Origin of the sequence: Acidipila sp. EB88 (genome assembly GCF_003858395.1) — a bacterium.
Taxonomy (GTDB): Bacteria; Acidobacteriota; Terriglobia; order Terriglobales; family Acidobacteriaceae; genus EB88.
In genome coordinates, this window is the sequence record NZ_QWEV01000005.1 from 3842499 (window position 1) to 3856466 (window position 13968).

A 13968-nucleotide genomic window follows, 5' to 3' on the forward strand; every position below is an offset into this window, starting at 1 on the left:
CATAATGAAAAAAGATGGCCAGGAACTCTACCCGGGAACACTCCTGATTTCCGGCGTCTCAGTACACATCGCGGTGATAGCGGTGCTCGTCGTGCAACTGGCTGATGTACTCCCTGGCCGCGTCGCGATCCATGCCGCCATGCTGTTCAACGACCGTATGCAGTGCGGCATCCACATCCTTGGCCATGCGCGAAGCATCGCCGCACACGTAAAACACTGCGCCTTCGCCAAGCCAGTGCCACAGCTCGGCCCCACGCTCAAGCATGCGGTCCTGCACGTAGATCTTGTGTTCCTGGTCACGTGAAAACGCAGTGTCGAGACGCGTCAGGTGACCGTCGGCTGCCATGGCACGCAGCTCCTCGCAGTAAAGGAAGTCCGTGCTCGCACTGCGCTCTCCAAAGAACAGCCAGTTTTTACCGCTTGCACCCAGTGCGCGGCGCTCGTACAGGAACGAGCGAAACGGTGCGATACCTGTGCCTGGGCCAACCATAATGATTGGCGTGTGGTTGTTCTCAGGAATGCGAAATTTGGGATTGGCCTGGATGTAGATCGGCAACCGCGCACCGACCCCGGTTCGATCCGCCAGCAGGGTGGAGCAGATACCGCCGCGCTCGCGCCCGTGCGCTTTGTAGCGCACTACCGCCACCGTTGTGTGCACCTCGCGGCCATGCGCGGCCGGGCTTGAAGAGATGGAGTACAGGCGCGGCGACAGGCGTGGCAGCATCGCCGCAATCTCCGCAGGCTCCGTGATGAGCCCGGGGTACTCGAGCAATAGATCGATCAGCCCGCGATCGTACATGAAGCTTTCAAGGTGTGCCGACTGCTCGGCCGGCAGCAGTGCGGTAAGCGTTTTGCTGCCAGACTTGCTTGCAAAGGCCTGGACGATTTTGCGCGTGAGACGCGTCGGCTGCAGATGGTGCAGCAGCGCCTGCTCCATCGATACCTCGCCGACTTTGGGTAACGCGATGCTTGCGCCTGCGTCGAAGGCCAGCGCCTCAAGAATGTCTGCCACCAAGACTGGGTCGTTGGTCGGGACAACGCCGCAGGAGTCTCCCGCAGCGTACTCGATCTGCGCGTCCTCGATGTCGAACGCGAGGTGCATCGTTACCTTGGAGGAGTGGCCGGATGTAAGCGGCGTGCGGGCACGCAATGGTGCGAGAAAGGGATGGTCACGCGTGTGGAGTGGCTCAATCTTTGCTGCGCCCACGCCCGGTGCTACAGCGGATGTTGCCGTGGCGACCATGGAAGCCGGCGCACTTTTGCCACTCGATCCCGCGACGCGTTCAGCCAGGCGGCTGCTCAAACTGCTTTTCCATTGGTCAAACGGCGCATCCACATCTACGCCACTTTCCACGCGAGGCATGAGCCGCTCCGCACCAAGTGCGGCAAGTCGCTCATCGAGGTCCACGCCAAACTTGCAGAAATGCTCGTAGGAGTGATCGCCGAGAGCAAACACGGAGTAGCGCAGCTTCTCCATGCGCGGGGCGTCGGGTGCAGACATGGCATCGGCGAAACGCCGGCACGCATCGGGCGGATCTCCTTCACCATAGGTGCTGGCGAGTATCAGTGCATGTTCCTTGTCGGCGAGTGTGGCCGGCGGCATGTCTTCCAGCGAGAACAGCTCGGTCGTATGTCCTTTCGCTTTGAGTTCTTTCGCAACTTTCTTGGCCAGGCGCTCTGCGGTGCCGCCCTGCGTCGCATACAGCACGGTGAGCGAAAGCGCGGGCGACGGGGCCGGTTGCTGCGCGGGCGCCTGCGAGAAGAGACCTGCCAGAAAGCCGTTGAGCCATGCGCGCTGCTCTGTTGAGAATGGGGCGTTGTCAGGAATGAACGGAACCGTTGCAGTGGTCATAGCGGCTCCTGTGCCGTGCACATCGCGCGAAGTTCGTCGACACTGTGCCGACGGGCGAAGGCGAGAAAGCTTTCGTCTGCTGTGCCGCGGCTTTCGAAGGTGTGAAAAAGTCCATGCATGCGGGGCACCAGTTCGGTGAACTTCACCCCCGCAAACAATTCGCGGGCAATACCCTGGTCGCCGTCTGCGCCGCCGCCAAGATTCACCTGGTAGCCCTCTTCTCCTTCGACCTTGACGCCCATCAGCCCGATATCGCCGATGTAATGCTGCGCGCAGGAGTTATGGCATCCGGTGACGTGGAGATTGATGGGCTGCGCAAGGGTGAAGCGTGCATCGAGCGAGCGGGCAAGCTCGACTGCATGCCGCTTGGTGTCGGCGGCGGCAAAGCGGCAGCCCTGATTGCCGGTGCAGGCCACGGTTCCGCTCAGGAAGCGACCGGCTTTCCAGTCGAGCCCAGCGGCCAGCAGTGCCTGCTCAACCGCTGCGAGCGAAGCAAAGGGGATGTTAGGGATCAGCAGGTTCTGCCAAACGGTGAGGCGTAGCTCGCCCGTGCCCCACGTGTCGGCAATCTTGGCAAGGTCGCGCAATTGTGCGACCGCCAGGTGGCCGACCGGCACCACCACGCCAACAGTCTGCAGGCCTGATTGCTTTTGTGCGTGTACGCCGATGTGGCCCGCCCTATCGATCGGGCCGCGCGCTTCGCACTCCTCCGCAGGGAAACGGATGACCGGGAAAGCCAGGCGGCGCTCGGTCTCCTCAAGAAACCTGGTCACGCCCCAGCGGTCCACCAGGTACTTGAGCCGCGACTTCTTGCGATCGGTGCGGTCGCCGTTCTCGGCGAAAAGGCGCACCATCGCGGCTGCCACTGCCACTATCTGGTCGGGGCGCAGCAGCAGACCGCAGTCTGTGGCGAACTGCTGGTGCCCGGTGATGCCGCACAGCAGCACGCGAAAGTACACCCCTGCCGGCACCCCGCGTCCCATGGAAACGCGAACTGCGACGAAGCCGATGTCATTGGTGTCTGCCAGCGTAGTGATAGCACCGCCGCCGTCGAACGCAATATTGAATTTACGGGGCAGCCCATACATGTCGCGCGAGTTGGAGATGTAGTGCTGCATCGCGGTGGCGAAGGGCAGCGTCTCGATCAACTCCTGTGCGTCCAACCCGCTGGTCGGTGAGGCGGTGATGTTGCGGATGTTGTCTGCGCCGGCGCCACGCGAGCCGAGTCCGAGGGCCTGCAGCGTCGTCAGCACATCCACAATATGTCGCGGGGCGATCTCGCGGATTTGCAGATTGGCGCGCGTGGTGATGTCGCAGCGCCCGGGACCCCATTGCTCAGCCATCGTTGCCAGTCCGCGCGCCTGCGCTGAGGTGAGGACACCCCCCGGGATGCGAAGCCTCACCATGAACGAATCCTGCGCCGGCGCGACATAGAACAGCCCATGGAACTTGAAGCGAAAGGTGTGTTCAAGATCCGGTGCGCGATCTTCCGCAGCATGCGCCAACAGTTCATCCCACGCGTCAAGCGGGTTGCGCTCGTACTTCCACTGCTCTTCGCGGCACAGGTCACTCACAGGCGTGCCGTAAACGGTGGGTTCGGCCTCGACGGCAGCGTTGGCAACGCCGGTCGCAGGATCGTTAGTGATGGCACCCCCTGGTAGATGCCCGGCAAAGGGGAGTGCCCCCCGCTGCATTGCGCCTGCAAAGAAACCCTGCAGGTATTGCGTCTGCTCGGCGCTGAACGGCTGCGGCGCAGACGCCGGTGGATGGTCAGACAATGAAGACATACAGCAACCTCGATGCGGCGCAGATAGAGGGCAGAGGTAGGCAACAGAGCCTGAGCCACGGTGTGTGCTGAACGATGTGCAGGGCAGGAACAAGCGCAGGAAGATGAGCACGCAGGCAACAGCCGAGATCAACACCGGGTACACAGTGGACTCAGGCTCGTCGCGGAGCTTGGGCGATACAGGATCTGCGATGGGTGCGTCGGGGCACCCGCATCCGAACACAGGCGGCAATCCAGGCTGCAGTGTGTTTCGGAGCCTTGAGTATAGGAGCAGTCTCTGGGCGGCGCAAGACCACTTTTGCAATTACGAGCAGGTCAAAAAGCGGACGATGCGATTGACGCGTCACGCGGTTTGTGGTGCGGTTCAGCAGGCGCCCGAGCTTTTCGTTGTGGGCAAAAGGATCCTGTGTTAAACATCGATGCACCAAGTACAAAGAGACCTCGGACCTGCCTCAAAGCCGCGCGCCCGGTGCGTCACGAGCCCTGTTCTCTGTCAAACAACAACTCGGTCGCGACCTGATGCGCGGGCTCGGCGAAACTGCAGGCTGCGGCTGCATGCCCGCGCATGCCCATTCCTGCTTTGCGGCCGCCTTCTGTTTTACTTTTCGGAGCTCTCCTTGTGGCGCCCTTGCGTGCTTGTTTTCTGTTTTCTCCTTTCTGATGTCGCGTACTGGCAATCCCCTGCTCCTGCTTCGCCACCGGTCGCCATGCCTCTTAGGGCCACCGTGTGTGACGGAACCCGCGTAGAGGCGTGGGAGTGGTTCGTAGCTACCCCGCATGCGGCCACGTGGATCGCTGCTGCGGCTCGCCTGCAACAGCGGTTGCGACATTCTGACTGGTAGCTTGAGCTGGGAGGCACCTTCTACGCCAGCAACGCGAGCGACACCAGCCCGGTCGCTGCCTCGTTCTAACAAGGCCACCTGCGCTACCATTCTTGTCGCGACGCCAACACGCTGCGCCCTGGCAGGTTTGAGTTCTTTGACGGGCAGAAAACCTTGCCGGCGAGCGCCACGCTGCAGTAGCTCCAGTCGAACCGCGTTGGGCAAAGACTGACTGCTAGTTTCGGCTTTTGTAATGGACAACGATCGTGTGACGGTGCAGACGCACAACCAGGTGGCTGGCGTTGGGACCTCACCGCATGGGTCGCCCGCACCGATCAGGGGGGGTGTACAACATGAACGCCAACCCCAGGCTCAGCGTCGGTCTGCAGTCCTTGCAACTCACCTCCGGAGGCAATCTCTGTGCCAGGGCGCCCTGGCGACGGCCATACCAGCTTTTGGACGTTCTACGACACCAGCCCCAACTACCCCGTCAAGCCGCACGTAACGCTTTTGGCCTACTACGGACGAGCGGTGGGCAGGTCCGTGGTGAAGGCGATCTATCCATCCGCGCCCGACGAACGCGCAGTTGCGACACTTCAAGGCGGTGTGCCACTTCAACCATCCGTTGAACGCATGGATAAAGCCGCAGAGGCCCGGCGCAAGAGCGACAAACAAAGGCAAACAAGAACAGTTCTCCTTCGCGCCGACTCGCGATACGATAGCCAGCATACGATTCTGCATTCATGCCAGCTTCGCCATGCTTCCTGCGGCAGGTTTTTTACGCCGGGTCGTAGCAGGCGGTCAACGCTTCACAATCGGGCTGCCCGCTTGAAGGATTCGCGATGCCACATGCAAGTTTTGAAGGGCTCCGCGTCTTGTCGCTGGAGTCCCGCAGAGCCAGGGAAGTCGAGAAGCTCATTCGCACATACAACGGCGAGCCCTTTGTGGTGCCTGCCATGCGCGAGCTTCCGCTTGCGTCGAACCAGCCGTGCTTTGAGTTTGCGGAGAAGCTGCTTGGGCGGCAGTTCGATCTCGTCATCTTTCTCACCGGCGTGGGAGTACGCGCCATGCTCGACATCATCGCTACGCGCTTCGACCGCGAACAGGTTGTGGCTGCGCTGCGCACGACGCCAGTAGCAGCGCGCGGCGTAAAGCCGCAGGCGGCTCTGCGCGAACTCGACATCCCGATTGCAGCTACAGCCGCCGAGCCGACCACCTGGCGGGAGCTGATGCAGGCCGTGGAGTCTGCTTTCGGTCCATCCCTCGCGAGCATGCGTGTGGCCGTGCAGGAGTACGGCGCGACCAATCCCGAACTGATCGCCGCCCTGGCCGAGCGTTGTGCGTCGGTCACCAAGGTGCCGGTATACCAATGGGGCCTGCCGGAAGACCTTGCCCCCTGCGCGAGACAGTGCTGGCAGTAATCCATGGCATGGTGGACGTAGCTCTCTTTATGACAGCCGTGCAGGTGATTCATCTCTTCCTCATCGCGGAACAGATGGCGCTTGGCAACGAATTGCGCATGGCGCTACAAGGCATAGCGGTGCTGTCGATTGGGCCAACTACCACCGAAGAGCTCGAGCACTACGGCATCAAGCCTGATTTTGAGCCTTCGCGCCCCAAGATGGGTTTTCTGGTCAACGAGGCAGCCCAGTACGCCGGGCGGGTCGTGCTTGAGAAGCGGGAGCGCCGAGACAACGCAGAATTTCACTCTGGCGATGCGGCGCCGGGCGAGCGTCAACCATCGCTTACCCGCTCTCGCGCCGTGCGACCGGTGCGCCAGGTTTCCCCGTCTACGCCCACCATGGCGGGTTTTCGCGATGGCCTCGCACACTTCGACATCCTGCATGAGATCAGCAGCCGCATCGCCTCTGCTGACCCGCTGCACCTGGTACTTGACCGCGTCGTCGCATTTGTCGCCACCGTCATCCCCTGCGATTCGTGCTTTATCTACACGCGCGAAGAGGACAAGCTGATTCTGCGCGCCTCGAAGAACCCGCATGCCAGCCTGCTGGACAAGCTTGGCATGTCGCTCGGCGAGGGTGTGACCGGCTGGGTGGCGCAGCATCGCGAACCGGTTGCGATCTCCACCCGGGCTTCTGAAGACGTGCGCTTTTCATCGTTCGGCAACCTGCCAGAAGACCGCTTCGAGGCAATCCTCTCCACGCCGATCCTGTGCGCTAATCGGGTGGTCGGCGTCATCAACCTGCAGCATCGCGAAGCCTACATACACAGCGACCTGCAGATTCGGCTGCTCTCGACGATCGGCTTTTTGGTTGGCGCGGAGATCGAGCGCGCACGTCTTGAAACGGAAAACTCCGAACTGACGAATAGACTTGAAACTCGCAAGACAGTCGATCGCGCAAAGGGTCTTCTGCAGCGCGACCTCGGCCTCTCTGAAGAAGACGCCTACCGAACCATGCAACGCGAAAGCAGACAGCGACGTAAATCCATGCGCGAAATCGCCGAAGCGGTCCTGCTGGCAGAGGACCTTCGGAGAACCCTGGCAGAGCAAGGTTCGACTCAGGTGCTCGCTGACCCTAATCATTCCAAGTAGTGTCCGGCCAGAAGGCTCAACCCGTGAGTTATCGTCAGTGCCAAACGCAGCTCTACCGCGAGTGGTAGACCCACTGTCTCGCTGACAGCCGAGTCCAAGCATTGAGACGCTCAATGCATGGCTCGCGGAACAGGCGCACCGCCGCGGTGACACCGGCAGAGATCATGACCGCCGAGGGGCCAAGGTCCCCCGGCTTGAGTCATCGGTCCGCTTTGAGGATCGGCGCCTTCAACGAGCCATCTGATAAGTCGAAGTGATGAGGGCGGCGGTCATCGTTCCCGACGGGTCGACCGATGTGTTGAGCGGAACATAGAGCAGCGTGCCCTCGCAGTGCACCACAACATTCCGAACCGCCAGCAGCCGCATCATGGAAATGGCAAGTGACGCGTCATCGCAGCCAACGCTGAGCCAACGTGCACAGTGCCGAAGAGAGCTGCGCAGCCCGGTGCGCTGAAGGATATTTTCAGCAACTCGAACACTCAAGAGCTTTTGCTGCTCGTCCCCGTGAGATTCTGCATACGACGGCTCTACCAGTGGCATCTCGTCTTGCATGGTCCGCAGCAAGTCGCCCACTCTGCCCTGCTGCTCATACGACATGTGTTCAGACCAATAGTGCATGCACTTCGCGACCGAGGTGATTACGTTCTTAATCTCTTTCTCCAGTCGATAAGCAGGCGCGGCTGGCACCTCCAGAACAAGGCCCGAGCTCGTGCTGCAACATTCTCCATCACGATGGCACGTGCTAACCAAGCGGCCATCGCCACGCTGGTGCAGTCGATCGAGACCCAGCCGGGCACTTGCGCAGGGTACACATGCAGGCCCGTGACAAGCCGGAGACCACGACACACTTCGCTGACGACTTCGTTATACTGCGCCGCTACCAATGCGATCTCCTGCACACTGGCAGGCTCGAGCAACGTACCACGATGTGGTGGTCCACCAGCCATGGCAAGATCGCAGAAAGATCCCCAGATCTCGTTCCAACGTACGCGCCCATCGGCTCCATATCGCAGCGCGGCGGAGCCCATGGAGCGAGGCGACACGTCTTTGTAAGTCTGCTGGTATATCGGCGGCAAAAGGAGTTGGATCCGCGCCTCCAGTACGTCCAGAATAGTAGCGCTCGCCTGCGAGGTGGGGGTCATAGGATCATTATCCGACAGAGTCTCAGAAGAGAGCACAACCTTGTTACGACGCGCAAGCGCCAGACGTAGACTCTCCGGTGATGAGGCAGCGGCGAGCGTCAAGCATTGGCTTGCCGCTGGCCGGTGCCGTACGTGCGTCGCCCTTCCGCGTCTCATTCGACCATGGCTAGGTTCGACGCTGGTCTCACACTTCCCGATTTCGCATAGATCAGCAGTCGCCTTGCCTGTGCCGATCCGCTGCACTTGGTGCTTGATCGCCTCGCCGCTTTTGCCGCCACCGCGCTCCCCTGCGACTCGTGATTTCTCGTATCTGGCCTGTGCGCGTTCGTGGCGTCACTACGCGAAGTTGGCGGAGGCGAGACAGGACCGCTTATAGCCCTTCCCTGCGAACGTAGTGCTTGTCTGTAGGTTACGTGGCCGCGAAGACCTCGATAAGCCAGAGCGGAGACCCTTGCGCCGTAAGGCTACGCATGCGAATATATTCCTGCCGGTAGATATATTCCTGTCGGAATATGCTATGGCAAGGAGTCCCTATGTCTCAGCATCCCCGGACCACTCTTCGTGCGATTCTCTACACGGTAATACTCTCCGCACCTACGATGCTACCGGCACAGACTTCCCCGGCAGCTAAACCATCGCCAAACGTCCAGCTTGACCGAACAGGCTCTACGTGGACCTCAGACAAGGCCCAGCACATCTACGGTCTGCCAGACGTCAAGGCGCACAGGACGGGAATTCTGACGTTAAGCGCAAGCGGCCTCACCTTCACAGGAAAAGGGAGCACCGCGACCATTCCACGTAGCACCATTACAGCTGTCAGTGCCGGTGATCAGCGAGTGGAGCTTGGGGAGTGACCGGCAGAATTATGCGCATGGCAATCCCGGACGGAGGGGGTCTTGCTGTTGCAGCCGTTGCGCATCACCGCATCGATATATTGACCGTTGAGTTCAACGATTCGCGAGGCGGAGCTCACTCCGCCGTGTTCTTCCTCGGAGCAGGAAAGGCGGATGGTGCCCTTGAGAGTTTCGCACTTGCTCCGAAATTAACTCGGATACCCATTGCTTCCGATTGTGGTGCAGGGCTCACAGAACCGGGCAGCATGCTTGTCTTGGTTCCCGACTGGGACGGCGCGAAAGTTCCTGCTGTTTACCAGGGTCTGGTGTACGAGCACGTTATGGAACGGTTTAAGAAAGCTCAGAGCGTCACCCGCGTCTACCGTGAGGGAGAAACGATGCCAGCGGGTCTCTGCCCGCAATACACGGTGCATCTTCGTGTTACCGCGTTCCAGGAAGGAAATTCCGTGAAGCGGGCGGAGCTTGGCCCTATCGGAATGTTTGTGGGCACAACGCAGATCGCCTTCAATGCGCAACTGACGGATAGAACCGGCCAGTTGGCGATCAATGAAGCGGTCAAATCCACGCTGCGAGGCGAAGGCGAGAGTACGGATGTTGCGGACCATGTGGCGAAGTCGCTCGAGAAGAAATACGAAAAAGCACTAAAGGCCGCCGACAAAAAAGCGCCTGGAACATCCGAGGCGGCCAAAGCATGATGAGCGTAGACAAAGGAGCTTCTTGTGAGTGATGGCGCGGTGGTGGCACTCGAGCGACCGGCAACCTTGAAGATAGGCAGACAGGAACTCCGAACGAGAGAAACGCGCGAACTCCTCATGCGTGCCGCCCAGACCATCTTCGTGCGTGATGGATACGAGGGAGCGGATCTAAAAGAGATTGCAGAGCTCGCAGGCCGCACCAAAGGCGCAATCTACGGACATTTTAAGAGCAAAGAAGAAATCTTTCTAGCCTTGATTGTGGATCACCGGCAGGTGTATCGGGATGGACTGAGACAGTCGTGGTCGAGCGACATGAAGAAGAATATCGAGTTGATGCGGCAGTTCGTGATGAACCGCGCTGACGATAAAGACTGGGCGCTTCTGCAGTTGGAGTTCAAGTTGTTCATGCTGCGCCATCCGGAATCGAAAGAGCGCTACAAGAACCTAGAGTGGTCGTCGAATCTCAGCCGAGAGGCTGAATACGCGAAGATTATTGGGGCTGCGGGCGACCGAAAAGGTTCAATCAGCAGGGCTTTAGCCTTTCATTCAGTGTTTCCAATGCTTTCCGCTTTGCTGCTTGAATCGGAGTTTGACCCTCACCTTATGACCAAGAGATCCATCAGGAAGGTCATCGCTAAAGTTTTCGATTGTCTTACCGCATGATGATGGACCTTGCGCTTGATGGAAACTACTTGCTTGATACAGCGGCCTTGCGAGACCGACAGCCGTAATGATATCTGTCATACGTTCGGCAGAAACTCTTCGCATAATTTCGGAAGGCTTCGCTCCTCGTCTTCCGCCCAAGGTTGCCGTCTGTCGCACAGGCATCTTTAAGGGCCTTGGTGCTCCCTTTCTTCAAGGCGATGCAGTGGGGTGCAGGCGTAAGCCTTTATCAAAATCGCGGACACCTTACTGGTGAACTGTAATCCAAGCCAATGCAGGATGCGATGTAAGCTTGCCTCGAGAGTACCTGTCTATCCTAGGAAGAAGTTGGACTGACAAACCGCCGCATGTTCGCACCTGTGTGCTGTGTGCTTCGAAATCGCCACGAGAAAGAACCCTATGGATCGACGTCTCTTCGTAACATCCACGGCAGCCGCAGGAAGCTCTTTTCTCCTCCGGCGTTTAGCAATGGGTCAGGGTTTGTTGCCCGCTGGCTCATCTGCGGGCCCTTCAGAACGCTCCGAGACGGTTCGTGTTGCGGCATCGCTCCTTCTGCACACGCTTGGACCGGAGCGGCAAGCTCGCATACTCTTTCCATTTCCCCGGAAGGAGACCCCAACGCTCGCTAAGTTCGTAAGGCACGGAGGTCCGGGTGGGGCAGGTGGCCCTGCTGGCCCGGGCGGACCAGCAGGAGCGCCAGCAGGCCCGGCTGGCCAAGGCGGCGGTCCGGGCGGCCCCCCGGGTGGAGGTGGGCCTGCGGGTTTCGCCTTCGTCGGTGAGAAGTACGGCCAGTCCATGTGGACGAATTTCCCTGTCAGCGATGTGCCACGTCCAGGCCTTCGCATGGGGGAACTAGCGGGGCCTGAGCGGGATTCTGTTCACGGGCTGCTTAAAGCGGTCCTTAGCCCGATGGGCTATCAGAAGGTGCTGGACATCATGGCCGCCGATCAGGAACTAAGCGATGAAGGAACAAATTACGCATCCGGGTACGGTGCGTACACGGTAGCACTCTTCGGGCAGCCGGTCGCATCCTCGCCATGGATGCTTCAGTTCGGCGGCCATCATCTTGGTCTCAATATCACGTTCGTCGGCAACAGGGCGGTTTGCGCACCGCTCCACACAGGCATCCTGCCTTCGAAGTTCATCAAAAACGGAAAGACAATCCGAGGTCTGGGACGCGAGAATGATAAGGCATTTGATCTTGTGGCCACGCTCACACCCGAGCAGTTGAAAGCCGCCAGGATCGAACACGATGTGAGCGACCTGGTATTTGGACCTGGCCACGCGGACGCAAAGCTCGTCCCTCAAGGGGTGCTGGGTTCTTCTTTATCGGAAGCGCAGCGGGCGATTCTGTTCAGTCTTGCCAGTGAGTGGGTGGGCGTACTCAACGAGGCACACTGCGCTCAACGCCTGGAAGAGATTCGTCGATCATTGCCTGAAACACGGTTTGCCTGGAGCGGTCCGACAACACATGAGTCGGATATGAATGGTGAATCTTACTTCCGTCTTCATGGCCCCACTCTCCTGGTTGAACACGCCCCACAAGGCAATCAAGGGGGATACAAGTTACACGTTCACACCGTGATGCGTGATTTGGGCAACGACTACGCGAAAAGCCTGATCGAAAGTAATTCCTGCTGACGTGCCTCCGATAATCTCTGCCAGTTAAAACTGGAGTTCTCTCATAGCTTAAACGAGAGGACTTTTTGATGAACAAGAGTCGATGAAGTGAAGAGCAGATCATCGGGATGCTGAAGCGGCACGAGGCAGATTTGAAGGCTGGGTCTGTGTCGCAGCATGGGATCAGCACGGCGACACTCTATACCTGGAAGTCGAAGTACGGCGGCATGGAAGTGGCCGAGGTTCAGCGGTTGAAGGGCCTGGAAGATGAGAACCGGCGGTTGAAGCAGCTGGTGGCGGACCTAACCCTGGACAAGGAAGCGCTGAAATCGGTCACAAGAAAAAACGGGTGGAGCTTGCCGGTTTAAGGCTGAGGTGGCGTTCGTGCAGGCCGAACATGGTCTGCGTGAACGCCGGGCCTGCGAGCTGCTGGAAGTGGACCGATCCAGCAATGACTATGAGCCGCAGCCGGATCGCAACGGCGAGCCTCGCGGGACTGATAAAGGTAGCGACTCAGGCCATCTTCGAGAACGCAAGCTACATCCTGGTTTGAATCTTGCAAGTCTCTACGACTTTATTTCAATGCCGCTGAATTTGGCGAATCTTAAAATGCACTGGATCGCGTTGTCGATGCTGCATCTGGCCGCACGTTCAAGACAACGGCAGAGCGGGTGGCACTTCTGTTCGGGTTATAGGGAAAGATGAATTCGCTCTTCAGCGAAGAAACATTGCGGAAGAAGCGCAGAGCAGGAACGGTCAGCTAGCTTGTGGTCTGCTGTCGGTCAAAGTGCATGTGGAGTGCCCGGCTTGAAAGATGCCAGTGGATAAGAGAGACCCTGGACAAGGAGAGCATAGGGACGAGGCAAGAGTACCAGCGTGAGCAGGTAATAAACATGCTGCGCTAGATCGAAATGGCCATATCGAACGGGAAGACGATAGCACCAGCCTGCAAGGAAGCAGGGATTGTGGAGCAGACGTACTCCGTTGGCCAAAGGAGTACGGCGGGCTGTAGGTGGACCAGGCGAAGCGGCTGAAGGAACCGGAACAGGAGTCCTGAAAGCTGAAGCGTTTGATAGTAAAGCTAAGTCTAGACAAGCTTGTATCGACGGACTTGGCCTCGGGAAGCTTGGGAACTTGTTCCGCAGGTTTGAGCCGGCGGCAGGGTGCGTTGGAAGTCGGTGAGTACCTCCGCTTCCCGCTCGTGCAACCGCGTGTCAATCTGAGTGACCGGATGCTTTGACTCACCGTATGCGAGCGCAGCGCGAAGTTACCACTCGCGCGTGGCGCGGTTCTTTATCTGTTCGAGCACACGGACATTGTGGCCCTAGAGCAGCATTGCAATTAGCTGTTGCAAGATCTCGGGCTCCGGCTAAGCCTCGGCAGGGCGAACGCATGGATCGAAGATGCGCGGACTAGACCCTTCGACGCATGAAAATCAATCTTGTAGGTCGCCAGCGAGCCGATCGATAATCCTGATGCCCCACTCTTGCTGCCCAAAGCGGTTGTTCATTTCGCGACCGACGGTCCGAGAGAGCAAGACCAGTTCCCTGCTTACGGCCATGGCCGCCCTAACCTGAGCTTCGCGGATGCGGTCTTTCAGATCTTCCAGGAGTTCTTCGTAGCCGAGAGATGGACCGAGTCCCTGCTTCATAGGGGCGAGTCTTCGTCCTTTGCCTGCTTATTGCAAGGGCCATTGCAAGATTGATCGGCTGCGCTGGAATTCCTGACTCGTCCAAGGTCTTTTATCAAGGGATCCGACGCTACGACCTGCAATGGAGCAGCAGCCTGTCTTTCCAAGTCTTGCCCTGAGATGTTATCGTCTCGTTGGCAAATTGTTGGAATAACAAACAAACCTGCTACCCGCAGCGATCACGCGCTCGAACGACGAGTCCGGTTCGCTCGCTGCATGCTTTTGCAAGCAGATAACATCGCTTGCTTTAGAAGTCGGAGCCATAATTCTGGCCGACGCAGAGCGACTTCA

13 protein-coding genes are annotated in these 13968 nt (G+C 59.1%); 7 read left to right on the forward strand and 6 right to left on the reverse strand.

The genetic code is table 11. The annotated features are described in order from the left end of the window. Window positions 1-58: 58 nt before the first annotated feature. The 3 genes from D1Y84_RS16140 to D1Y84_RS16150 all read right to left on the reverse strand — a co-directional run bounded on the left by D1Y84_RS16140 (window position 59) and on the right by D1Y84_RS16150 (window position 4337). Window positions 59-1852 carry a sulfite reductase flavoprotein subunit alpha gene (locus D1Y84_RS16140; protein WP_124849602.1) on the reverse strand — a complete coding sequence of 598 codons (1794 nt, stop codon included), beginning with the start codon at window positions 1850-1852 and terminating at the stop codon, window positions 59-61. Beyond that, window positions 1849-3639, reverse strand: coding sequence for a NirA family protein (locus tag D1Y84_RS16145; RefSeq protein WP_124849603.1), 1791 nt, complete (start codon window positions 3637-3639; stop codon window positions 1849-1851). Before D1Y84_RS16145 ends, D1Y84_RS16140 begins: the two co-directional genes overlap by 4 nt. Window positions 3640-4112: 473 nt before the next feature. Further along, on the reverse strand, window positions 4113-4337 hold the full coding sequence (locus D1Y84_RS16150) for a hypothetical protein (RefSeq protein ID WP_124849604.1): 225 nt from the start codon (window positions 4335-4337) through the stop codon (window positions 4113-4115). Between the two features lie 964 nt (window positions 4338-5301). Between D1Y84_RS16150 and D1Y84_RS18565 the strand changes: the two genes are divergently transcribed. Beyond that, entirely contained in the window at window positions 5302-5880 is a 579-nt protein-coding gene (locus D1Y84_RS18565; RefSeq protein WP_255424362.1) for a uroporphyrinogen-III synthase, read from the forward strand. Next, on the forward strand, window positions 5868-7013 hold the full coding sequence (locus tag D1Y84_RS18570) for an ANTAR domain-containing protein (RefSeq protein ID WP_255424363.1): 1146 nt from the start codon (window positions 5868-5870) through the stop codon (window positions 7011-7013). The genes D1Y84_RS18565 and D1Y84_RS18570 overlap by 13 nt, the downstream gene beginning before the upstream one ends. Before the next feature lie 228 nt (window positions 7014-7241). Here D1Y84_RS18570 and D1Y84_RS16160 read toward each other — a convergent pair whose 3' ends face one another. Both D1Y84_RS16160 and D1Y84_RS16165 read right to left on the reverse strand, forming a co-directional pair. Then, the gene (locus D1Y84_RS16160) at window positions 7242-7586 is read right to left on the reverse strand and encodes a hypothetical protein (protein WP_124849605.1); all 345 of its coding nucleotides are present in this window, start codon (window positions 7584-7586) and stop codon (window positions 7242-7244) included. Between the two features lie 65 nt (window positions 7587-7651). Beyond that, complete coding sequence (locus D1Y84_RS16165) at window positions 7652-8155, reverse strand: hypothetical protein (protein WP_124849606.1); 504 nt, start codon at window positions 8153-8155, stop codon at window positions 7652-7654. 871 nt (window positions 8156-9026) lie between these two features. Here D1Y84_RS16165 and D1Y84_RS16170 point away from each other — a divergent pair. From D1Y84_RS16170 to D1Y84_RS16190, 5 genes are all read left to right on the forward strand, one after another. After that, window positions 9027-9704 (forward strand): hypothetical protein, encoded by a 678-nt coding sequence (locus D1Y84_RS16170; RefSeq protein ID WP_124849607.1) that lies wholly within the window; start codon window positions 9027-9029, stop codon window positions 9702-9704. A gap of 24 nt (window positions 9705-9728) precedes the next feature. Continuing rightward, window positions 9729-10367 (forward strand): TetR/AcrR family transcriptional regulator, encoded by a 639-nt coding sequence (locus D1Y84_RS16175; protein ID WP_124849608.1) that lies wholly within the window; start codon window positions 9729-9731, stop codon window positions 10365-10367. A gap of 795 nt (window positions 10368-11162) precedes the next feature. Beyond that, the gene (locus D1Y84_RS16180) at window positions 11163-12008 is read left to right on the forward strand and encodes a DUF3500 domain-containing protein (protein WP_199726431.1); all 846 of its coding nucleotides are present in this window, start codon (window positions 11163-11165) and stop codon (window positions 12006-12008) included. 98 nt (window positions 12009-12106) lie between these two features. After that, the gene (locus D1Y84_RS16185; protein WP_305000445.1) at window positions 12107-12355 is read left to right on the forward strand and encodes a transposase; all 249 of its coding nucleotides are present in this window, start codon (window positions 12107-12109) and stop codon (window positions 12353-12355) included. A gap of 7 nt (window positions 12356-12362) precedes the next feature. Next, entirely contained in the window at window positions 12363-12692 is a 330-nt protein-coding gene (locus tag D1Y84_RS16190; RefSeq protein WP_148092694.1) for a hypothetical protein, read from the forward strand. A 730-nt stretch (window positions 12693-13422) separates the two neighbouring features. Here D1Y84_RS16190 and D1Y84_RS16195 read toward each other — a convergent pair. After that, complete coding sequence (locus D1Y84_RS16195; protein ID WP_124849611.1) at window positions 13423-13638, reverse strand: DUF1016 family protein; 216 nt, start codon at window positions 13636-13638, stop codon at window positions 13423-13425. Window positions 13639-13968 lie beyond the last annotated feature (330 nt).